The sequence below is a fragment of the Pseudanabaena cinerea FACHB-1277 genome, from assembly GCF_014696345.1.
GTDB lineage: Bacteria > Cyanobacteriota > Cyanobacteriia > Pseudanabaenales > Pseudanabaenaceae > Pseudanabaena > Pseudanabaena cinerea.
Genome location: NZ_JACJPY010000079.1, coordinates 1 through 21336, shown reverse-complemented (window position 1 = coordinate 21336; position 21336 = coordinate 1). Strand labels below are relative to the sequence as shown.

General features: G+C 45.6%; 21 protein-coding genes, 1 tRNA gene and 1 pseudogene. 10 read left to right on the top strand and 13 right to left on the bottom strand.

Annotated features, from left to right (window positions below; translation table 11 throughout):
• Positions 1-344 precede the first annotated feature (344 nt).
• The 8 genes from nuoK to ligA form a co-directional block, all read right to left on the bottom strand.
• The gene (gene nuoK, locus H6F44_RS18430) at positions 345-650 is read right to left on the bottom strand and encodes an NADH-quinone oxidoreductase subunit NuoK (RefSeq protein ID WP_142656472.1); all 306 of its coding nucleotides are present in this window, start codon (positions 648-650) and stop codon (positions 345-347) included.
• Positions 651-698: 48 nt separating this feature from the next.
• Positions 699-1310 carry an NADH-quinone oxidoreductase subunit J gene (locus tag H6F44_RS18425; RefSeq protein WP_190352493.1) on the bottom strand — a complete coding sequence of 204 codons (612 nt, stop codon included), beginning with the start codon at positions 1308-1310 and terminating at the stop codon, positions 699-701.
• Positions 1311-1336: 26 nt separating this feature from the next.
• Entirely contained in the window at positions 1337-1924 is a 588-nt protein-coding gene (ndhI, locus tag H6F44_RS18420; protein WP_190352494.1) for an NAD(P)H-quinone oxidoreductase subunit I, read from the bottom strand.
• 185 nt (positions 1925-2109) lie between these two features.
• Positions 2110-3228, bottom strand: coding sequence for an NADH-quinone oxidoreductase subunit NuoH (gene nuoH, locus H6F44_RS18415; protein ID WP_190352492.1), 1119 nt, complete (start codon positions 3226-3228; stop codon positions 2110-2112).
• The gene (locus H6F44_RS18410; RefSeq protein WP_190352491.1) at positions 3228-4409 is read right to left on the bottom strand and encodes an NAD(P)H-quinone oxidoreductase subunit H; all 1182 of its coding nucleotides are present in this window, start codon (positions 4407-4409) and stop codon (positions 3228-3230) included. Before H6F44_RS18410 ends, nuoH begins: the two co-directional genes overlap by 1 nt.
• Before the next feature lie 354 nt (positions 4410-4763).
• Positions 4764-5042: a TMEM165/GDT1 family protein gene (locus tag H6F44_RS18405; protein WP_190352490.1), complete on the bottom strand. Its 279-nt coding sequence runs from the start codon at positions 5040-5042 to the stop codon at positions 4764-4766.
• A 63-nt stretch (positions 5043-5105) separates the two neighbouring features.
• Entirely contained in the window at positions 5106-5447 is a 342-nt protein-coding gene (locus tag H6F44_RS18400) for a TMEM165/GDT1 family protein (RefSeq protein ID WP_199302190.1), read from the bottom strand.
• Between the two features lie 116 nt (positions 5448-5563).
• Complete coding sequence (gene ligA, locus H6F44_RS18395; RefSeq protein WP_190352488.1) at positions 5564-7564, bottom strand: NAD-dependent DNA ligase LigA; 2001 nt, start codon at positions 7562-7564, stop codon at positions 5564-5566.
• A 299-nt stretch (positions 7565-7863) separates the two neighbouring features.
• Here ligA and menA point away from each other — a divergent pair, with 299 nt between their 5' ends.
• The 7 genes from menA (at position 7864) to H6F44_RS18360 (ending at position 14141) form a co-directional block, all read left to right on the top strand.
• Positions 7864-8772 (top strand): 2-carboxy-1,4-naphthoquinone phytyltransferase, encoded by a 909-nt coding sequence (menA, locus tag H6F44_RS18390; protein WP_190352487.1) that lies wholly within the window; start codon positions 7864-7866, stop codon positions 8770-8772.
• A gap of 74 nt (positions 8773-8846) precedes the next feature.
• Positions 8847-9575 (top strand): DUF4079 domain-containing protein, encoded by a 729-nt coding sequence (locus H6F44_RS18385; protein WP_190352486.1) that lies wholly within the window; start codon positions 8847-8849, stop codon positions 9573-9575.
• A 16-nt stretch (positions 9576-9591) separates the two neighbouring features.
• Positions 9592-10635, top strand: a complete 1044-nt coding sequence (locus H6F44_RS18380; protein ID WP_190352485.1) for a DMT family transporter — start codon at positions 9592-9594, stop codon at positions 10633-10635.
• Positions 10636-11366: 731 nt separating this feature from the next.
• Positions 11367-11585, top strand: a complete 219-nt coding sequence (gene gvpA / locus H6F44_RS18375; RefSeq protein ID WP_009626980.1) for a gas vesicle structural protein GvpA — start codon at positions 11367-11369, stop codon at positions 11583-11585.
• A 213-nt stretch (positions 11586-11798) separates the two neighbouring features.
• On the top strand, positions 11799-12920 hold the full coding sequence (locus H6F44_RS18370; protein ID WP_190352484.1) for a hypothetical protein: 1122 nt from the start codon (positions 11799-11801) through the stop codon (positions 12918-12920).
• A gap of 3 nt (positions 12921-12923) precedes the next feature.
• Positions 12924-13805, top strand: coding sequence for a gas vesicle protein GvpN (gvpN, locus tag H6F44_RS18365; RefSeq protein ID WP_190352483.1), 882 nt, complete (start codon positions 12924-12926; stop codon positions 13803-13805).
• Positions 13806-14141 (top strand): gas vesicle protein, encoded by a 336-nt coding sequence (locus tag H6F44_RS18360; protein WP_190352482.1) that lies wholly within the window; start codon positions 13806-13808, stop codon positions 14139-14141.
• Positions 14142-14197: 56 nt separating this feature from the next.
• Here the strand turns inward: H6F44_RS18360 and H6F44_RS18355 are convergent.
• The 3 genes from H6F44_RS18355 to H6F44_RS18345 all read right to left on the bottom strand — a co-directional run bounded on the left by H6F44_RS18355 (position 14198) and on the right by H6F44_RS18345 (position 15338).
• Positions 14198-14268, bottom strand: a tRNA-Cys gene (locus H6F44_RS18355).
• Positions 14269-14589: 321 nt separating this feature from the next.
• On the bottom strand, positions 14590-14706 hold the full coding sequence (locus tag H6F44_RS18350) for a Photosystem I reaction center subunit IX (RefSeq protein ID WP_071590168.1): 117 nt from the start codon (positions 14704-14706) through the stop codon (positions 14590-14592).
• Between the two features lie 56 nt (positions 14707-14762).
• Entirely contained in the window at positions 14763-15338 is a 576-nt protein-coding gene (locus tag H6F44_RS18345; protein ID WP_190352481.1) for a Photosystem I reaction center subunit III, read from the bottom strand.
• A gap of 304 nt (positions 15339-15642) precedes the next feature.
• On the opposite strand from H6F44_RS18345, the gene tsaD reads away from it, so the two are divergent.
• Positions 15643-16680 (top strand): tRNA (adenosine(37)-N6)-threonylcarbamoyltransferase complex transferase subunit TsaD, encoded by a 1038-nt coding sequence (gene tsaD / locus H6F44_RS18340; protein WP_190352480.1) that lies wholly within the window; start codon positions 15643-15645, stop codon positions 16678-16680.
• Here tsaD and H6F44_RS18335 read toward each other — a convergent pair.
• Positions 16657-18069, bottom strand: coding sequence for a lysophospholipid acyltransferase family protein (locus H6F44_RS18335; RefSeq protein WP_190352479.1), 1413 nt, complete (start codon positions 18067-18069; stop codon positions 16657-16659). The two genes, tsaD and H6F44_RS18335, sit on opposite strands and share 24 nt — an antisense overlap.
• A 74-nt stretch (positions 18070-18143) precedes the next feature.
• Positions 18144-18872 (bottom strand): phycocyanobilin:ferredoxin oxidoreductase, encoded by a 729-nt coding sequence (locus tag H6F44_RS18330; protein ID WP_190352478.1) that lies wholly within the window; start codon positions 18870-18872, stop codon positions 18144-18146.
• Between the two features lie 115 nt (positions 18873-18987).
• On the opposite strand from H6F44_RS18330, the gene H6F44_RS18325 reads away from it, so the two are divergent.
• Both H6F44_RS18325 and H6F44_RS24240 read left to right on the top strand, forming a co-directional pair.
• A complete protein-coding gene (locus H6F44_RS18325; RefSeq protein ID WP_190352477.1) occupies positions 18988-21048 on the top strand; it encodes a M48 family metalloprotease in 2061 nt (686 codons plus the stop codon).
• 201 nt (positions 21049-21249) lie between these two features.
• A pseudogene (locus H6F44_RS24240) lies at positions 21250-21336 on the top strand (Rpn family recombination-promoting nuclease/putative transposase); the annotation flags it as partial.

Sequence of the window (21336 nt, the reverse complement as noted above, 5' to 3'; positions counted from 1 at the left end):
CGCTTGGCTTTCAATCGCCTTCTCCTTGACCGCTTTATTTCCCTGTTAGATTTAGACCTTACTTCGATTAAATTACACCCTAATTTCCACAAGCTTTGCTCCTATGGTTCTATCTCTGTCCCTATTTGTCCGTAGTATTGATAAACTAGATATGGTTTTAGCATAATTCTTTTTTGTCCGTAGTATTGATTGATAAAACTATAGCTTTTATACATAGAAGATTTGGGCTACTATTAGCTACACTTATCCCCATGAGTCCAGTAGATTTGGCTGTATTTTTAAGCAAAACAAAGGCGGCGCTTTGCGCCGCCTTTGTTTTGCTTGAGATGATAAACGCCAGACAATTACCAACGCAACAAATTAAACTGCTCCATATCCACGGTGTCGCGACTGCGGTAAATCGACAGGACGATCGCTAGTCCCACCGCCGCCTCAGCCGCAGCGATCGAAATTACAAAAATCGTAAATACTTGCCCACGAATACTGGCAGAATCTAGATAGTTAGAGAAAGCCATTAAATTTAAATTAACAGCATTAAGCATTAACTCTACAGACATCAAAACTCGTACCGCATTACGGCTAGTAATCAAGCCATAAATGCCAATACAGAATAGGGCGGCAGCAATAATCAAAAAAGGTTCTAAGGACATATGATTTGAATAATTTTGGGTGATTTTAGGATATTGATAAGCCACAAATTACTTAGAAGCAGTCAATTGTTCTTTCGGCTTTTCTAATAGCTCTAACGACTCCTCCGACACCTTGAGATCGACCTTAAAGGTATCAGGAATAAATTCTCGGCGAGCCAAGACGATCGCCCCAATCAGAGAAACCAGTAGCAATATAGAAGCTAATTCAAAGGGCAGTAAATAATCGCTAAAGAAATGTTGACCAATTACGACCATCGTTGATGGCAACTTAGCAATATTTGGCGCGATCGCCCAATTAGTAGAGGTCACAGTTACGCCCAACAGCGCAAATAGTCCGAGACAAACTACACCCGTCACCACATTACGCAAAGCACCGTACTTAACACTTGCGTAGTCTTGGCGTTTATTAACCAACATAATCGCAAATAGGATCAAAATGTTAACCGCCCCCACATAGATCAATACCTGCGCCGCCGCCACAAAGTCAGCATTGAGCAGCAAATACAACCCCGCCACACTGATAAAAGTCGCACCTAACAAAAAAGCCGCATAGACAATATTTTGCAAAAGCACCACACCCATCGCTGAGGCTGTCAACATCGCCGCCAAAACCACCAAAGATACGGTTTGGGAACCGTCACCTAAACCAATATTGTTCATCACAAGTTTCCTTTAAATAGTTCTAATTATTCAGCTTTAGCCGCCGCTTCCGCGATCTCTTCAGGACGCTGCCCCGCCCTTCTAGCGGTATGTGGGACTTCATGCCCCTCAATTACCCCTTTCGGCAAATAGGCAAGTTCGCGAATTGGAGTTACAAAAGGATCATCTGTTACCTTCGTGGGCATTCTGCCAAGCGCCACATTATCAAAATTCAATTCGTGGCGATCGAAGGTGGATAGGTCATATTCTTCGGTCATAGACAGAGCATTAGTGGGGCAGTACTCCACACAGTTGCCACAGAAAATGCAGACCCCAAAATCAATGCTATAGCTCTTGAGTTCCTTTTTCTTCATCTCTGTGTTGAAAGTCCAATCCACCACAGGCAGATTAATCGGACATACCCGCACACAAACTTCGCAGGAAATGCACTTATCAAACTCAAAATGAATTCTGCCGCGAAAACGCTCCGAAGGAATTAACTTTTCGTAAGGATACTGCACCGTAATCGGACGGCGGCGCATATGATCAAACGTCACCGACATACCCTGACCGATGTACTTAGCCGCTTGGATCGCGTCTTTAGTGTAGTCACCAACTTTATTAAGAAATTTCAGCATGATGGTATTTGTTGTAGAGTTTTTGAGATAGGAGGGGGGGCTTTTAGCGGTTAGCTTTTAGCGGTTAGCTCTATTGACAGAACTGGATTAGGTAAAACAAACCATATAAAAATCAATTAATTACTCTCAAAAGCCAAAAGCTAAAAGCTAAAAGCTAAAAGCCAAAAGCTAAAAGCTAAAAGCTATCCCCCAAAGGCAACAGGAAATGCCAACTTCAACGCTGCTGTAATCAGTAAATTCGCTAAGCCAATGGGCAGCAAGAACTTCCAACCCAGATCAAGCAATTGATCAATCCGCACGCGGGGTACTGTCCAACGCAGCAGAATTGCTAAGAAAATGAAGAAGTAAGCTTTGATTAGGGTAGAAGTTAGTCCAATAAAAGCAGCGAGAATTTGCCACCAAGCGGTATTGGCTTCGATGCCAAAAAATGCGCTGATGCGATCAATCGGGAAAGGAATCTCCCATCCGCCTAGATAAAGGATCGAAGCGAGTAAACCTGCCAATAACAAATTGGCATAGGAGCCACCATAGAAAAAGGCAAACCTGATCCCTGAATATTCGGTTTGATAGCCTGCAACTAGTTCTTCTTCGGCTTCGGGCAAGTCGAATGGTAAGCGCTCACATTCAGCAAGGGCAGCAATGATAAAAATTACAAAACCAATGGGCTGCCGCCAAATATTCCAAGACAAAATGCCATATTCCGCTTGCTGGTTGACGATATCAATGGTGCTAAGTCCATTGGTCATGAGGGCAACGGCAAGCACTGCAAGTGCCAATGGAATTTCATAGCTAATGGACTGCGCCGCCGCTCGCAAGCCGCCTAATAGGGAGTATTTATTGTTAGAGGAGTACCCTGCCATCAGCAAACCGATGGGGGCAACACTGGAAATAGCAATAATGAAAAATACGCCCGTGCCAAGGTCAGAAATAATTAAGTTCTGTCCAAAGGGAATGACAAGATAGCAAAGGAAAACAGAGGTAAATACAAGAGCAGGACCGATTGTATAAAGCAGGGGATCGGCTTTGGCTGGAATTGTCCCTTGCTTAATTAACAGCTTGCCCACGTCTGCGAGGGGGATCAATAACCCGAAAGGACCTGCATATTCAGGACCAATCCGTTGTTGGGCGGCGGCGGAGACTTTGCGCTCTAGCCATGTGCAGACGAGAGCGCCCACGGTGACACCCAACACCATTACCGCCATCGGCAATAGCATCCAAATTACTTTGGCGACATCGGCTGGTAGCCCTAGCCCTGTCAGCACTTCAATCAAAGACTTTTGTAAATCAATTCCACCGTACATTAGCGATCAACCTCACCCATAATAATGTCCACACTGCCAAGGATTGCCATGATGTCAGCGAGTTTCATGCCGCGCACAAGTTCTGGCAAAATTTGTAAGTTAATGAATCCTGGTGGACGGATTTTGAAACGCCAAGGAAAGACGCTATCTTCACCAATGATATAAACGCCTAGCTCACCCTTGGGCGCTTCGACTCGGACGTAATGCTCACCAGTTGCCACTTTAAAGGTGGGGGATGGTTTTTTGCTAATGAATTGATAGTCCATAGAGTTCCATTCGCTCTTAGGTCCCGCGAGAACGCGCTGCGCTTCGAGGTTTTCGTAGGAGCCGCCTGGCATTTGCTGTAACGCTTGCAGAATCATTTTTGTCGATTCACGCATTTCCCTTACGCGCACAAGATAACGCGCCAAGCAGTCGCCGCTAGTTTCCCACTGCACATCCCAATCGAGTTCATCGTAGAGTTCGTAATGGTCGACTTTACGCAGGTCTAGTTTTACCCCTGAGCCGCGCAGCATTGGTCCTGATAAACCCCAACTAATGGCTTCATCACGGGTAATTGTGCCTAGTCCTTCGACCCTGCGGCGAAAGATGGGATTGTTTGTAATTAATTTTTCATACTCATCAATCATGGGAGTGAAATAATTACAAAAATCTGCACATTTTTCTGTCCAGCCATAGGGCAGGTCTGCCGCGACGCCACCGATGCGGAAGTAGTTGTGCATCATCCGCATTCCTGTGGCTGCCTCAAAGAGGTCATAGATCATTTCCCGTTCGCGGAAGACGTAGAAAAATGGGGTCTGTGCACCAATGTCGGCGACAAATGTACCCAGCCATAGGAGGTGAGAGGCGATGCGGCTTAGCTCTAGCATGATCATGCGGATGTAGCTGGCACGTCTCGGCACTGGCACATTCGCGAGTTTTTCGGGGGCATTGACGGTGATTGCCTCGGTAAACATGGTTGCTAGGTAATCCCATCGCGTCACATAGGGCAAATATTGGATAATCGTGCGATTTTCGGCAATTTTCTCCATGGAGCGATGCAAGTAACCTAATACAGGTTCGCAGTCGACTACATTTTCGCCATCTAGTGTGACGATAAGTCTAAGAACGCCGTGCATGGATGGGTGGTGAGGTCCCATGTTTATGACCATGCGCTCGGCTTTGGTTTCAATCATCACCATGATTTGCGATCGCCTCTCTAATCTGTAAACTGTAAACTGTTGCTCTGGTTAAGTAGTGCTAGTTTTTGCTAGTTATTTCAGGATTTGTTGTGCTAAGCGCAAGAAAATCCTAAGTCACTGTTATTCTAAGTCACAGGTTGAGCGATCGCTTAACCTGTGACTCTATTGGTTGTGTTTATTAAGTAGATATATCTTTATGCTTCTCAGTATATCGCCATGTTGAGGCTTAAGTCTGAGATCAAAACTAGGAAACGGGTAATTTTGGCAATGTACTATCTTATCGTAACCATAGATTTTACTCTGCCTTTAACTGGATAGCCATTAGTTTGTTTCTATGACTATTTGTACGAGTAGTTATGTGTCAGCATCATTCATAAATAGACGCATTGCCATAATCGCAAATAGGCCAGAGGCGATCGCTTTGAGCAGTTGGGTGGGTAAAAATATGGAGATGCGATCGCCTAAGAAAACGCCGATGGCACTGGCGAGGAGTAAGGCGGCGGCAGAGCCGATAAACACATAGCGGGGGGCGGCGGAGTTGCCACTGAGGGTGAGGGTGGCGAGTTGGCTTTTGTCACCTAGTTCAGATAAAAAAATTGTGCCGAAGCTGAGAAATAATAGTTGCCAGTCCATATATTTTGATTGTTTTGATTGAGGTTTATCTGGGTTTTAAGTCGGCGTAAAGCGCAGTAGGTATCAACCGACTGCTTCCCACAACAAGCTAATCGATAAAATCAAGAAACTTAGGCCTGCGAGGGTATTTAGTAAACGAGGAGAAAAGTTTTGGGCTAACCATTTACCTGCAATCACGCCCAATAAGCTGGTGGAAACAAGGGCGATCGCTGCACCTGTAAAGACAATCCAAGGTTCATGGGACTGCGCGGCAATCATCAGCGTGGTTAGTTGGGTTTTATCGCCAATCTCTGCGAGAAATATGGTGATAAATGTGGTGGTGACAATTTGCCAATTTGCCGAATTTGCCTGCTTGGGTGGGATGGGCGCTTGCTCAAGTTCTGGGGCTTCGGGCTTGGAGGGCATCATGTTAGGTTGAAGATGAGACTGCGAATTGTGACGGTAAATGTGATAGGAAATCGTGATTATGAGTACATCATTTCATAATCGTTTCACTTTATCAACCAATTATCAATCAATCATCAACCAATTAATGCTAACAACTCTGGCTCAGAAATACATTCAACCCCAAGCGATCGCGCTTTTTCCAGTTTAGAGCCTGCGTCTGCACCAACGACTAAGTAGTTAGTTTTCTTGCTCACAGAATCGGTGACTTTGCCGCCAGCATTTTTGATCATGTCCTTGGCTTCATCGCGTTTGAGGGTGGGCAAAGTGCCTGTCACCACAAATGTTTTGCCAGCAATGCGCGGATTGATGGCGATCGCTTGGCTTTTCTGGTCGCTGACCAACTGTAAACCCGATGCTTTTAACCGTGATACTAAATCTTGATTCTTTTGGTCTTGAAACCAAGCATAGAGAGCTTGGGCAATCTCTTCACCAATGCCATAGATCGAAGCGATCGCCTCTGGGGTGGCATTGGCTAATAATTCTACATTGGGAAAATTATCGGCAATATTTTGGGCATTGACCGCGCCGATATGTCTGATTCCTAGCCCATATAGCACCCTTGCCCAAGGCTGGTTTTTTGATTTTTCGATCGCCGCCATGATTTTATCGGCAGATTTTTGTCCTAGGCGATCGAGGGCTTGCAACTGCTCGCTAGTGAGGTGATAGAGATCGGCGATGGATTTAACCTGATTTTCGGCAACTAATTGACGCACCAGCTTGTCACCAATGCCATTGATATCCATTGCATCGCGGCTGACCCAATGCTCGATCGCCCCCCGCACGATCGCAGGACATTCTCGATTGACACAACGGGTTGCCGCTTCGTCAAGGGGTTTCACCACTGGCTGACCACATTCAGGGCAGTGGCTGGGCATCATAAAGCGTTTGGCATTCTCAGGGCGCAATTCAGGGAGAATCCGCACCACTTCGGGGATAATTTCCCCTGCTTTCCGCACGATCGCCGTGTCGCCAATGTGCAGATCCAGTTCCGCGAGGCGATCGCTATTGTGCAGTGTGGCACGGGATACGGTTGTACCCGCTAGTAAAACAGGGCGCAATTCGGCAACGGGAGTGAGTGTGCCAGTGCGCCCTACCTGCACCGTCACTGCCTCAATAATGGTAGGGATTTCGGCGGCAGGATATTTCCAAGCGATCGCCCAACGTGGTGTTTTTTGCGTGAAGCCTAACTTCTCCTGCTGTCCAAAATCATTGAGTTTGATCACCATGCCATCGGTCATGTAGGGCAGGTCATGGCGGGCGGTTTGCCAATGCTCATAATAGGCTTGCAGTTCTTTTAGGGAATGGCAAAGTTGGCGATGGGGATTGACCCGAAAACCGATCTGCTGCAAAAAATTAAGGGCTTGCCATTGCGAAGTAATTGCCGCATCAGTGAGATGGACGGTATAGGCAAAAAAATCTAAGCGGCGTTGGGCAACAATGCGCGGATCGAGTTGGCGCAAAGTACCTGCGGCGGCATTGCGAGGATTGGCAAATAGTGCTTCCCCCTGCTGCGATCGCTCCTGATTGATCTGCTCAAAGGTGGCGATCGGCAAAAATGCTTCACCGCGAATCTCTAGGTGATCGGGCGGATTTTCTAAATTTAAGCGCAGGGGAATGGAACGAATTGTTTTGATATTGCTAGTAATATCCTCACCTGTAGTACCATCGCCCCTCGTTGCGCCGCGCACTAATAGACCCTGCTCATAGGTTAGGGCGATCGCCGAACCATCAATTTTTAATTCACAAACAGATTCTAAAAATTGCTGATGCTCTAACCCCTTTTGGCAGCGCTCTTGCCAAGCGATCGTATCCTCTAGGGCAAAGGCATTGTCAAGACTATAGAGGGGAATATGATGTTGGACAGAATGAAATTGACTGGCAGGTTTCTCACCCACGCGCTGAGTGGGACTATCGGCAGCAATTAGCTCTGGATATTGGCTTTCTAAACTTTGCAATTCCCGATATAGCGCATCATATACCGAGTCTTCCATTACTGGCGCATCAAGGACATAGTATTCATAACTAGCCTTTTGCAAAATTTTTCGCAGTTCTAGCACTCTCTGCTGGGTCGTCATTGCATCCACTCAAACGGGTTGATCAATAGGAGAGATTATATACGCCAATTAGCGATCGGATGTTATCTGAGTTATCGCGTTTTGTGATTACCTTGCTTACCTATAGCTCTCGACTCGCCTCAGTTCCTTTGGTCTTCTCCTTTGTTCTTCTCTTCCAGTGTATCTCTTAGACAGAATCTAATTTTGCAGTTTCGTGGCACTTCCTCTCGCAAATATTATTTTTTGTTCTAAATTACCTGCTGAATGTACGGTATATGTTAGCTCTAGATATCAAAATCTCTAGGAAATAAGGTCAGCATATGGACAAGAATTTAGAAGACATTGCCACAAAGCGATCGCGTAAATTATGGATGGCGGCGATCAAATTGCCGATGTATAGTGTTTCAGTTGTACCGATCGCCACGGGTACAGCGATCGCCTACCACCAAAGCCACGAGATTGACTGGGGCATATTTTCGACATTCTTGCTCTCCGCAATTTTGGTATTAGTTTGGGAAAACCTCTGCAATGATGTCTTTGACTCTGAGACAGGCATTGATGTAAATAAGGCCCATTCAGTGGTTAACCTGACGGGGCGCAAACACTTAGTTTTTATGATCGCCAATATTTGTCTAATATTGGGCATTGGTGGCGTACTGGCAATCTCATGGCTTCAACAGGATGCGATCGTGGTGAGTTTGGTGGCGATCGCCTGTCTATTCGGGTATATCTACCAAGCGCCACCCTTTCGCCTCGGCTATCAGGGCTGGGGTGAAATTTTATGCTTTTTTGCCTTTGGCCCCATCGGTGTCACCGCCGCCTACTACAGTCAAACCCAAACCTTTGACTATGCCTGTATCACCGCCGCGCTAATTGTCGGCATCATTACGAGTTTGATTTTATTCTGTTCGCACTTTAACCAAGTTGCCGATGATATCGCCGCAGGTAAGCGATCACCAGTGGTAAAATTAGGAACTAAACGCGCCGCCGATCTATTGCCTTGGCTATGCAGTCTAATCTATGCGATCGCCACATTTGCGATCATTGCCCAGCTTTTCCCCATTTGGACAGCCAGCATTTTTATCAGTTTGCCGATCACTTGGCATCTATGCAGTTTCATCCGCAATAATCACGATCGCGCCGATTTACTTCTCAACTATCGATTTATTGCTGTCGCCCTGCATTTTGTAATTGGCACTGCCCTAAGTATTAGTCTGGCATTGGCTTGATCTACACCCAGAAGATGGTTAACACAGCGCCATTCACCATCTTCTCAATCTAATCTAATTCAGGAAACTTCAAAATGGAACTAGATGATTTTTTTGCTTTAATTCATCCTGCGATCGCTGTGGTCATTGTATTTCCCCTAATTGGTATTGTCACCCATCGCGCTTGGCAGGTTCGTCAGCGCCGCCTGCAACTGGCTAACGGCGAAAAGAGCAAAATCCCCCCCATCGTTGGATCAGAACATGTTGAAATCGGTAACTGGCTTAGTATTGGCGTTGTGGGTGCTGCTATTTTGGGGATGGCATATCCCATTTTTTCTAGGTTCCTCAAAAATGACACCTTTGCTAAAGACCCCTTAAGGGCATTCTGGGTAACAGCAATGTTTATGATCACCACTGCCACCTTTACATTTTTATTCAAAGTGAAAATTAAAACTTGGCGTAACATTTTTGCTGCCGCCACGGCGATCGGGCTACTACTCATAGGCGCACAACCAGAAGTATTTAGAAGGGATAATGAATGGTTCTTTTCCCATTATTACTATGGTGTCGCGGCAGCTATTTTAATGATTTTTTCCGTTGCGATTACCCAAGAAATCTATCGAGACAAACAAAATCGTTGGCGGTACATTCATATCATTCTCAATTGTCTAGCCTTACTTCTATTTGTCGGACAAGGTATGACAGGCGCTAGAGATTTACTCTCCATTCCCTACAGTTGGCAAAAAGAGCATTTGCGGCAATGCGATTCTAAAACGAGAACCTGCCCTCCCAAGGCAATAACATCATTTGTTGGCGATCGCTAAATTCCCACTGAACTCCATGAAAACTAACCAACTCCAAAAGATCCTCAACCAAATTCCTAGTTCCATTTACCTAGCGATCGCCGTTATAGTTTTTGCCGCTTCCAATCCCATCACGCGCAGAGTTGTCGATATTGGCAACCAAAATTTGATTGATGGCAGGAATCCGATTTCCCTCTGTAATGTGCTATTTGTCGGCAATATTTGCGCCCTTGGGTTAATGCTGTTCATTTTCCATAGACATTGGCATCATGAAAATCTTAAAGCCCTAACCACCAAAGACTGGATTAGCCTAACAATTACAGGAATTCTGTCGGGGGCGATCGCCCCCGCCCTAATTTTTACTGCCCTAGGAATAACCAACATCACTAATATTGTGCTAATTGGGCGCATCGAACCAATTTTGAGCCTAGTCTTAGGTTTTTGGCTCCTATCTATTCCCCTCAATCCTTGGATAGTCTCTGGTTCTGTGGTTTCTTTTGCGGGAATTGTCGTAACAGCCTTGCTAAGTTCATCCGCTCAAAACCTGACAATGGGTGCATTTCAACTTGGCACAGGTGAAGTATTAGTTGCCCTAGCCGCAGTTATTACTTCCATTTCCACAATCGTTAATAAATTGCAACTACAATCGATACCCATCGGTATTTTTATGATTTACCGCAATATTGTTGGCAGTATCATTTTTTTCCTGATAGCTATTATTCTCTATGGCAAAGAACATTTTGCTGATGCCTTCTCGCCTTTGCTGTGGCAGTTGATGCTGTTGTATGCAACGCTAATCGTTGTATTCGGACAGCTTTGTTGGCTAACAGGTTTAACTAAAGCAACGATAACCGAATTAAATTTAGCGAGCCTATGCAATCCCATTGCGGCGATCATTATGGCTTACCTGATTTTAGGGGAAGTGCCGACTCAAGCGCAATACATGGGCGGCAGTTTATTGTTAGTGGGGTTTATATTCAGTTTCATTGGCAATTTCCGCCAAAATAAGATCAATCGAGATTCGTCCAAAGTAACTCATATTAAAGCAATGGAAATAGTCGTTGGGTTTAAAGGAGTTTAAAAAACCAAAACTAGAGACTGATGATTTTGCTTAACCAGATTGACTGACAAATCTCTCCACAAAGCAGCAAAGCAGCAAAGCAGCAAAGCAGGCAGGATGCCCGCGCTACAGGGATTTTAAATTTGTGGATCTCAGAAATCACCTAGAAATATTTCTGTACTACCTAAAACTTCAATAGTTTTTACTAAGCCTCAGTAATGGCAAATTTAACAGATTCCTCGTTACAACTCATAATCTAACTAACATATATAGCGACTTTTAAACGATTACTACATAAAAAAGTCATCAAAGAACATTAGTGATAACTGATGAATTGCCACTAATGTTCTTTGTTGCTTTCTCAAGTCAAAACCGCTATACCATTCTCGAATTAATCCTGCCACTAATCCAGCACCTTATGCTAGCTTAAGCCCCAAATAAATCTTAAAAATAGACTTGGAGTGCCACTTTTCAAAGGTTATTTGTAGTACTTAAAACCTCAATAGACAGAATATTTACGATAAAAACGATCTAGAACATTTTAAGTCAGCCAATGATTTTACTGGATCTTTTTCAAAGACTTAAAAAAAATTTATCACCAACATCTGCTAACTGTTCTAATATTAGTACATCATCTTTTAACTTAAGATGATTAGTACAAAATAAGTATCAGTAATTTTGCTGTTGTGTAGTACAGTTTGCACAGGCAAAATTTAAATGCCGAACATAGTTAACTTAAGGAGCAACTTACCATGGCTGTTGAAAAAGTCAATTCTTCCTCTAGCTTAGCGGAAGTGATCGATCGCATCTTGGATAAAGGTATTGTGATCGATGCGTGGGTGAGAGTCTCTCTCGTGGGGATCGAACTACTTTCCATTGAAGCCCGTGTTGTCATCGCCTCTGTAGAAACATACCTCAAGTATGCTGAAGCAGTTGGTCTTACAGCTTCGGCGGCAGTACCTGCTGCTTAGTTTGATCGTGGTTCTAGCCACAAGCTAGGAACTGATCACTAAACAATAGATTATTAGCCTACCGATTTCTTTTTTACTCCCTTCTCACCAAAAATCACCTTATCAGTTTATTGCTGACTCGGCGAAAAATTTTTGGTAGGGTAGTTATACGGTGGGAAGGGGGATTAAACAAATGAGATTTAAGAATAATTTAAGAAACTTGAGGATAACGTTATGGCTTCTTTGATGCAGAGATTTGCAGAAGCAAGACAGCAACGATTGCAAGAAAGAACAGAATTTTTGACAACCTGTGAACGGGCAAAGCAAGAGAGGGAACAGGAATTTCAAACACAAGCTGAGGCAACGGCGGCATATCTTGCCCGTGCAACACAAAGTCGCCTAGCTTGGGAACAGGGGCGACAGGCGATCGCCGAAAATGCCTTATTAGCAAGACAAGTTGAAATACAAAATCGGGCGGATCAGGTTTCAGAATATTTGCAAGATTTAAATACATCTCGCAGCCAAAGTGCTGCTGAAGATAGTGAAGAACGCGCTCAAGCAGTACGTACCCGTACTTTTAAAACACGATCTCAACTCAAGCATATTCACAAAGCCAGATTGCGCTCTGGCATCGCCGCAAAACAATCCAGACAACAGATAACCCAAGAGCGAGCCGCACTTACAGCTATGCAGCTAGAAGACATCAATAAAGAGCGTCTCGCATCGGCAGCGATCGCTACTCAACAAAGATGTGCCGAAGCTGCTACCCGCGCCAATACCGTTGCATCCCAGCTAAAGGAAATTGCCAGTCAACGACTCACCCAATCTCAACAGGATGGCGAAGATCGATCTCAAGAATTTCGTAACCTTGTAACCAATGTCCAGACTTTTCTTAGCGAAATAAACGCACAACGCCAGTCTGCGGCTGAGACACAAACCGCACAACTCCTTAATTTTCGTTCTAGTCTTCGTGATTCCGTATGGGCTGGCGATCGTGCCGCGTCCATTCCCGCCGCCAAACAAGCACCTCAAACTGAAGCTGAACCGCCTATCCTCAACAAGCCTGTCAAAGCTGAAAAAGTTGCCCCTGCTCCTGTCGCTGCTACCAAGGTAACAGAAACACCTAAGCCTGAAACCAAGGAAAAGGAAACCGCCAAGGAAACCTCAAAGAATACTGGCAAAATCGAGCAGTTTGTGGCTGACTATGTATCCCAATTATCGACAAACTCCAGCTTGCTAGAAGTTGTCAATGATCGCGATACCGTAAGGGATTTGCTTGCCCAAGGCGCAAACACACTCAAAGTCGATCCATCCGATATCCTTAATACCCTGCTACAAATGGCAGAAGGTTCATAAACTATGACCACCGTTCTCCATGCCAATCCCCGTCAGTTCATCAGCACAGACTTCACTAAGCAAATAGTGCGCCGCGCCCTGCGTTACCTGCAATCTGGTTTTGCAATCCATTTGCGCGGTCCTGCGGGAACGGGTAAAACCACTCTCGCAATGCACCTTGCTGGCTTAGTTGGTCGCCCAATGGTGTTGATCTACGGTGATGAAGACTTACGCTCTTCGCAATTAGTTGGCTCTAACTCTGGCTATTCTCGCAAGAAAGTCGTAGATAATTACATCCATTCTGTTCTCAAAGTGGAAGATGATCTACGCCAAAGTTGGACAGATTCGCGCTTGACCCTAGCCGCCAAGGAAGGATTCACCCTTATCTATGATGAATTCAATCGATCGCGCCCTGAAGTCAACAACGTCTTGCTGAGCGCCCTTGAGGAAAAATTAATCGTGCTTCCTCCCGATAGCTCGCAGACAGAATATGTGAGGGTGCATCCTCTATTTCGGGCAATCTTTACTTCCAATCCTGACGAATATGCAGGTGTGCATCCTACCCAAGATGCATTACTTGATCGCATGATCACGATCAACATCGGTGAAGCTGATGTGGAAACCGAGAAACAGATCTTAGTAAATCGGGTCGGACTAGATCGGACTCAAGCCCTAAAATTAATTAACTTAATTCGCGGCTATCGCCGTCAAGTGGAATGCAGCAAAGCCTCTAGCCTCAGAGCCTGCCTATTGATCGGCAAAATTTGCCATGAGCATGAGATTCCTGTCTCTGGCAAGCATGAAGACTTTCGTGATCTTTGCTTTGATGTGCTGATTTCTCGGTATGGTAATGGTGAGCCAGAGTCAGAACTTGGACTTGCTAAATTATTGGATCAAATACCTTAAATGTCTCAGTCTCAAGCGCTTAAACCTCAATCAATTAAAACCAGCACCACTGGATCTTCTTTAGCCGATATTCTGGAGCGAGTATTGGATAAGGGGATTGTGATTGCTGGTGATATCACGGTGTCAGTGGGCAGTGTGGAATTGTTGAGTATTAGGATCAGGCTGCTGATAGCCTCTGTTGACAAAGCCAAGGAAATCGGTATCAATTGGTGGGAGTCAGATCCTTATTTATCATCGCGTACGCAGGAGTTACTGGCTTCTAATCAGCAATTGTTAGAGAGGGTAAATCTGCTGGAGCGTGAATTGGCAGCGACAAAACAATTATCAGAACAATAAAAGACTAAAAAAGCACTGCTTCGCAGTGCTTTTTTAGTCTTACGGCTCTTATTAAAAGGCGGCACCCAGATTCGAACTGGGGGTGAGGGTTTTGCAGACCCCTGCCTTACCACTTGGCTATGCCGCCTAACGGATAATCACTATAACAAATTAGGGGGACGTTTGCAAATTAATCTTGCAAGGGCGATCGCCGCCCTTCCCACTCAAACCACGAAGGGGTTATTACGCTTTAATTCAGCATTTTGCTCGTAGTTAAAACTCACCCATAAAAAAAGATATCAAGATGTAGCAAACCACACCTTGATATTTTTTCTTAGCAGTTTTCGGTCAAGTCGGATTTTGAGAACCCTTAATGGGTTTAGCTGTTAATTCACAAAAGTGTTGTTAGGCTTTTATGAATTGGTATTAGCCTGAAGAAAACTGCAAATTCGCTGTAAAACGCTAGATCTTAAAATGGAAATGTGAGGGTGTCGGGAAATAGACGATTTGCCTCAATGAGTACGCCAGCCGTGATGGTCATCCATACGGCAGCTAATACAGGAGCAGATGATAAAAAACCTTTCAATGGAATTCTCCTATTAGATAAGTTTTGATTTTTAGAATTTGGAATCGAAATGAGGATTAGCGAGGTGATACAGTAACTTCGCTTTCAGGTACAACCAATTCGCCACTAGTAAATTCCTTGATGGCAGCGAGGGGCCAAGCAAAGCCAGTGAGCATACACTTAACAGCGAGGGGAAGATCGATGAGGATTTCCTTTTCGGTGGCGGTTTTTACATCCTTGTGGATGGCGATCAAATAAGCGCGACCAACCCAGCCGATCCAACCTGCGATGTATAGAAACATCAGGGCGGGAATGGTGAATTCGCCTGCGCGATCCCAACGACCATCACTAATTAGGTGAGGCAGTCCATCGTCGCCACAGAGCAGACCTGCTTGAGCATATTTAGCAAAGCGGGCTTCGGTTTGGGCGATCTTGCCTTGTAGATAAGCGGCGGGGGCGCTACCTGCGGCAAAATTTTCTAGACGAGTATTGTAACCATCAATTTCGGCTTCTAAGCGAGCTTGAAAAGCTTCGGAGGTGGCACAAGGGGTCAAAGCGTTGAATGAAAATTCGGCATAGGCAGCAGGGGCTGCGGAAAGGCTAACGCCAAACCAGAGGGTAATAACGAGAATGAGAGCAAAAAGTCTTTTCATAGACTGACCTTAATTTACCTGTGTATTTACCTGTATTTAAGATTAGGCAAAAATTGCGATATTTTAGTTTGGAAACTTGGTTTCAGATCCTATATCAGCGATCGCCCCTTGGTAAAGCAATCTTCACATCCCGTAAAGTAAGTTATTAATTGGGGGCTTTTAGCTCTTAGCTATTGGCTTTGGGCTTTTAGCTTTGGGCTTTGGGCTTTTTTAGAAGAATATCAAGGCTGCCAAGTGTTTATGTATCATAGGTAAGTTCCCTAACAGCTAATAGCTAATCACTAACAGCTAACAGCCAATTAAAATGCCAACTATTCTTGCGATCGAATCTAGTTGTGATGAAACGGCGGCGGCGGTGGTATGCGATCGCCAAATTTTGAGCAGTGTGGTTTCATCGCAAATCCTTACCCATGCGGTCTATGGTGGGGTTATGCCAGAGATAGCGGCGCGTCAGCACGTTGAGGCAATTAACCCCGCGATCGCTCAGGCATATCAGGACTCTGGCAAAAAATGGGCAGATATTGATGCGATCGCCGTGACCACTGCCCCAGGGCTAATCGGCTCCCTGATGATCGGCGTGACGGCGGCTAAAACCATCGCCATGCTGCATCAAAAGCCGCTAATCGCTGTGCATCACCTTGAGGGGCATATCTGTTCGGCATTGTTAGCCGATCCCACCCTAGAGCCGCCTTTTCTCTGCCTATTGGTTTCAGGTGGGCATAGCAGCATCATTTGGGTGAAAGACTATACCGACTATCAGGTAATGGGTAAAACGCGGGATGACGCGGCGGGGGAAGCATTTGATAAGGTGGCGCGTCTTTTGGGCTTAGGCTATCCAGGGGGACCAGCGATCGATCGCATTGCTAAGGAAGGCAATCCTCAAGCTTTTAAACTGCCCCAAGGCAGGATCGCTGATGCACCCTATGATTCCAGCTTTAGCGGTTTAAAAACCGCAGTTTTGCGCCTCACCCAAAAGCTAAGCTCCAATGGTGAACCCTTACCGATCGCCGATATCGCGGCTAGCTTTCAGGCAACCGTCGCCGCCGCCCTCGTGACCCGAACAGTAAATTGTGCGATCGCCCATAATTTAAAGACAATTGTGGCTGTCGGTGGCGTGGCTGCCAACAGTGCCTTGCGATCGCTGCTGGTGACAACCGCCTCGGACAGAGGCTTACGGGCAATTTTTCCACCCCTGAGCCTCTGTACAGACAATGCGGCAATGATTGGCTGTGCAGGTGCAATTCATCTGGCAAGGGGGGAGACTTCACCGATGAGTATTGCCACGCGATCGCGGTTAAATCTGGAAGATTGCCAGATTTTATATGACAGAAAGCTTAACTAAATCCTTAAGCGCCTTAGTAATATCATCAGTAAGCTTGCGGGTGCATTCCTTGGCGGCGGCGCGGCTAGATTGATATTCCCCCAGCAGCGCCGATACTGACAATGGCTCGGCAACGGAAACCGTTAATTTGCGATCGCCAAAATTGGGAGATTGCTTGAAGACCGATTTGGGATCGCGCTCAGTAATGCGATTAAGCACACTCCACATCAGTTTAATCACTTCGATATAGCGGCTAGGGCTAGGATGTTGACGCACATAGTCACTGGTGATGCCAATTACGCTTTCGGCAATTTTCATATGCCAATTGCTGTGATAGGCTTCAAGTGCCAGTTGATCGGCAAAGCTGCGTTCCACCTGCGACAGTTGCTCAATATCCTTGATGTCATTGCGGAAAATGCGATCCCACCCTGCCTGTTCTAGGCGACGGCAGCGATCAATAGTGTTTCCCTTTGCCTTAATCCCAAAGTTCGTTTCCGCCACCCGCAAAATGCGATCGCATAGATCATGAATAAGAATGGCAATATTTTGAGATTGTTCTGGCGTTAGTGATCTAGGATCTAACACGCTTTGTGCAATATGCTGGCGATAAAAGGTTTGATAGTGGCTATCGACCCAATTCACCAAATGTAGCCCCAAATCGTACAGCCTTTGATAGCGGTTTTCAGGTGTAATCGCTGGCTTAGTTCCACTTTCTTTGGCACATTCTTTTTCAATAGTGGCGATCGCCTGATCGATCGCCTGCCAAGCCCCATGATCATATTCATACTGAATGCCGATGGGGATAATCAGCATCTCCTCAGTGCGCCCCGCCTTTTGCAAGTCCTCAGCCGCCCAAAAGCCAATCTGGGCTACCCCCGGTTCTAACTCCGCCACGATTTCGCTTTTGCCATTTGTACCACCTTCAGGAGCCATGGATAGGGGTACATCACCGCTAGTGATCTGTTGGCGCATGAAATTTAAAGCGGGGCGATCGAGCTTGCCGCGAAAAATAGAGATGCCGCCCAAAGCGGGAAATAGCCAATTAATATAGTCCCCTGCCCATAGGGCTATGCCGCGATCATACACAAAACTGCTATGGGGCATATTTTGGAGTTTAACGCCCATCGCTTGCGCCTCTTTTGGCACAGCCACACTCAATAGGTGCATCATCGCAAAGGGATCATCGGTGGTGGGATGGCGGAAGGCAAGAATATAGCGCGATTTGCCCTCTTCAAATTTTTTTGTGGCAGTCACGAGGCGATCGACATAGCGGGTTTCGACAGCCTTGATGCCACATTGATTTTTTAGCCAAAATGGAGTTACTAAACGAATCAGGTTTAAAATCCATGGATTTACCTTGGGCGGATAAACTTTGAGGGCTGGTTGCACATGGGTCAGATCTACTGCCATAGGGAAATATTTGGGGTGTAAAGATTAATCTAAAAGATACTGAAAATCAGGGCTTTGCCATAGTTTTCAGTATCTTAAACGGGATCGAAGAGCATGGTCGTCATATAACGATCTGCCCATTCTGCACCAAAGGACTTTTCGAGGACGCGGCGGGTTTTGTCATTTTGCTGTTGCTTTTCGCAGTAATATTGCTGCCCTGCGATCGCCTCAGCCACAGCGCGATCGCTCGTCAGGACAACGCTATTATTGGCAATTTGGCAATGAATGGTCAAAAAGTCGCTGACCCTTTGCAAAAAATCCCGTTCTTCCTGAGGCGACATGGGGCGGACAAATAGGCAAAAGTCAGAGAAAATATCCGCCCATTCGGGCAGGGCGCGGCGTTGGCTAAATTCTAAGATTGGCAAGTCGGCTAAAGATTGTTGATAGATATGGGGTAGCGATCGCTCAGGGTTGGCAGGGGATAGATCGGCGATCGCCGCACTAATTGCGCCCCCCCTGCCGCCAACGATATCTGCGCCAAAGATCGGCAAAGCATACTCAGGGTTAGGAAACATCACACAATGAAGGATATCCAAGCCAGTTCCCACCTGAGCCAGTTCTAGATGCAATTTGCGAAATTGGGGAGTTTGATAACAGAGATTTTCAATTACTAACTTTTCGCCTTCCAAATGCCCCTCAATGTAGCCTAGTCCCTCAGGAACCACATAAGGCGACAGATCTAAGTTATCTTGCCAGACTTTTTCGATACAGTTTGCTAACTGGCAAATGAGGGGATGTTGGCGGCTGCGTAATGATGCGGGCATAGACTTAGATAACAGTGCTGTTTCAGTATAAATTCTAATTGGGTATTTGAGTATGATAACGGTTTGGATTCATGCAAAATAATCTAAAGCAAACTCGCGAATTTGAGGCAGCGCCATGTCACTAAAGGCAGGGAAAGAGGCATTACTGCGAAAACATTACACCGAGGCGATCGCCATTCTGACGGAATATGCTCAAACGAGCCGCGATCGCCAATCCAAAGACTATATCCAGTCGCAAATTTGGTTGATCTCTGCCTACAAAAAAACAGGCAGGGCAGATAAGGCGATCGCCATTTGCGAACAAATTGCCAGTCATCCCGATCCGCAGTTGCAAGCATGGGCGCAAAAATCGCTGGTGAGCTTGCAGGCTTTACTAGAAGCACCTGTTGACGATCGCATCCAGCGCAATGTTGATGTTGCCTCCGTGATCAAGTCCGATCCACGCCGCTATCGCAAAAATAATGTCACCCTTTCCCTCGCCCCCGCCTATGGCTATGGCTTGATAGCCGCAATTTTACTAACGATCGCCCTATTTATCGGACTGCAATTCTTAATAGGCTATGGCATTTCCTTCATTTTCACACCCGTATTTACCCAAGCTTGGTTTAATGCGATCGCTGTCACGATTTTTATTCTCAATGTGCTGCTATTTTTCATGTCGCCTTGGATCATCGACATCACCCAAAAACAATATCACCGCATTCAATGGCTCACTCTTGCCGATCTTGATGTCAAAAGCCCTGAATCGGTGGAGGTAATTGAAAACTTTTGCGAAAAATACAATATATTTGTGCCGCGCTTGGGTTGGATAGAAGATGATGCGCCTGTGGCTTTTACCTATGGCGTAATTTCTAACTCCGTGCGAATTGTGGTCAGTCGGGGACTGTTTGAATGTCTGGATGATGATGAAATTGCCGCCATCTATGCCTATCAATTGGGGCGCGTCCGCAATAAAAGCTTTGCGGTTTTGACCTATATTTCTGCACCTGTACAGATCTTTTATTACATCTATGTGCTGCTCAACCGTCAAAGCTATCGCGCCAAAAGCGCTAAACAAATTTGGCAAATCTTCGCAAATATTGCCAATGTCATTTATAGCCTCAGCAATTATCTCTTAGTCGGTCTGGGGCAGATTAGTACGCTCCTCGCCGATCGCTTTGCCGCCGAAATTACGGGCAACCCCAACGCCCTCGCCAGAGCCTTACCGAAAATGGCAAGGCAAATGCTGCCCTTCAATCAACCCGCTATGCCCATCAATCGGTTGTTAGAATCGACCCGCGCCATCGGCATCTGCGATCGCCACACCATGACCGCGATCGGCTTAGCAATGGAAATCGCCCATACTGGACAGACCGATCAAAATCCCTATTTGGTATTTCTATGGGAACTTGCCAATCCTTGGCGCTATTGGCTAGAACTTGGCTCCACCCATCCCCTAATCGGTAAAAGGTTGCGCTTTCTATCTGGCTATTCTAAACAGTTAGGACTAACGACCGAATACGAATTTGCCGAACTGCTCAAAGCAGCCCAAAAGCTTGATCGCAAGCGTCTCTATCGCAACTTTGGCAGGGATTTGTTGATTCAAATTGCTCCCTTGCTTGGACTGATACTTGCCATCATTACTTCCCAACTTTTAGCAGAACTCTATAACCGATGGTTGTTCCCTAGCCTCAGCGCGATCGGTTTAGGTTTGGGCTTTATGTTTCAAGGCAGTTTGCGCTATCCCGACTTTCGCCATGCCGCCGATACCGATTTAGTCAGCCTGATGATCGATCCCTATGCCAGTTATGTGCAGGGTAGCCCTGTGCAGATTCCTGGGGAATTATTGGGCTACGGCACGGATGAATTTTATTTGGGCTATAACCTCAGATTAGAGGATCAGGGCGGACTGGCTTTTATCAATTACATTCCCAACTTTAAGCAATGGCTCATCGATCCTGCTCCGCTAATTAGAAATCTAGAAATGCTCTGCGATCGCTCCGTTATTGTCACAGGTTGGTTTCGCCGCAGCCAATACCCCACCATTGACCTGTCAACAATGCAACCAATCATAGAGGATCGCCCCAAACAACGCGCTTCTCTAACTAGCCATCACCAATTCTGGAATAATATCGCCAGTTCATTGCTAGTTCTCATTGGTTTAGCAATTTTACTGCTCACTTCAAAAATTATTTGACGTTATGCAGCAATAATAACCATTAGATAGCTAAAGATAATTTTGCGGTGATGCCGCTACAACTCGATCTCAAACATCTACCCACGGTTATGTGTTAGATAACAACCATTTTTTGTGCTATATAGAAAACATCAGAGATAGTTTTTCATAGTGCTGTAGTTATTTAGCGATCGTTCATAAAATAATTTTGGAGAAGCGATGATGGTTGCAAAATACTTTAATCCTTATACAGATTTCGGATTTAAGAAACTGTTCGGCGAAGAAGGCAGTAAAGATTTACTCATCGAC

Coding starts and splice junctions, on each gene's coding strand:
- H6F44_RS18330 (WP_190352478.1), bottom strand. CDS start 18,872: ATGCCCGCATCATTACGCAGCCGCCAACATCCCCTCATTTGCCAGTTA.
- ligA (WP_190352488.1), bottom strand. CDS start 7,564: ATGACGACCCAGCAGAGAGTGCTAGAACTGCGAAAAATTTTGCAAAAG.
- H6F44_RS18380 (WP_190352485.1), top strand. CDS start 9,592: ATGAAAACTAACCAACTCCAAAAGATCCTCAACCAAATTCCTAGTTCC.
- nuoK (WP_142656472.1), bottom strand. CDS start 650: ATGTCCTTAGAACCTTTTTTGATTATTGCTGCCGCCCTATTCTGTATT.
- H6F44_RS18345 (WP_190352481.1), bottom strand. CDS start 15,338: ATGAAAAGACTTTTTGCTCTCATTCTCGTTATTACCCTCTGGTTTGGC.
- nuoH (WP_190352492.1), bottom strand. CDS start 3,228: ATGTACGGTGGAATTGATTTACAAAAGTCTTTGATTGAAGTGCTGACA.
- H6F44_RS18360 (WP_190352482.1), top strand. CDS start 13,806: ATGTCTCAGTCTCAAGCGCTTAAACCTCAATCAATTAAAACCAGCACC.
- gvpN (WP_190352483.1), top strand. CDS start 12,924: ATGACCACCGTTCTCCATGCCAATCCCCGTCAGTTCATCAGCACAGAC.
- H6F44_RS18425 (WP_190352493.1), bottom strand. CDS start 1,310: ATGAACAATATTGGTTTAGGTGACGGTTCCCAAACCGTATCTTTGGTG.
- H6F44_RS18400 (WP_199302190.1), bottom strand. CDS start 5,447: ATGCCCTCCAAGCCCGAAGCCCCAGAACTTGAGCAAGCGCCCATCCCA.
- H6F44_RS18370 (WP_190352484.1), top strand. CDS start 11,799: ATGGCTTCTTTGATGCAGAGATTTGCAGAAGCAAGACAGCAACGATTG.
- H6F44_RS18410 (WP_190352491.1), bottom strand. CDS start 4,409: ATGGTGATGATTGAAACCAAAGCCGAGCGCATGGTCATAAACATGGGA.
- H6F44_RS18405 (WP_190352490.1), bottom strand. CDS start 5,042: ATGGACTGGCAACTATTATTTCTCAGCTTCGGCACAATTTTTTTATCT.
- H6F44_RS18335 (WP_190352479.1), bottom strand. CDS start 18,069: ATGGCAGTAGATCTGACCCATGTGCAACCAGCCCTCAAAGTTTATCCG.
- tsaD (WP_190352480.1), top strand. CDS start 15,643: ATGCCAACTATTCTTGCGATCGAATCTAGTTGTGATGAAACGGCGGCG.
- H6F44_RS18325 (WP_190352477.1), top strand. CDS start 18,988: ATGTCACTAAAGGCAGGGAAAGAGGCATTACTGCGAAAACATTACACC.
- gvpA (WP_009626980.1), top strand. CDS start 11,367: ATGGCTGTTGAAAAAGTCAATTCTTCCTCTAGCTTAGCGGAAGTGATC.
- menA (WP_190352487.1), top strand. CDS start 7,864: ATGGACAAGAATTTAGAAGACATTGCCACAAAGCGATCGCGTAAATTA.
- H6F44_RS18385 (WP_190352486.1), top strand. CDS start 8,847: ATGGAACTAGATGATTTTTTTGCTTTAATTCATCCTGCGATCGCTGTG.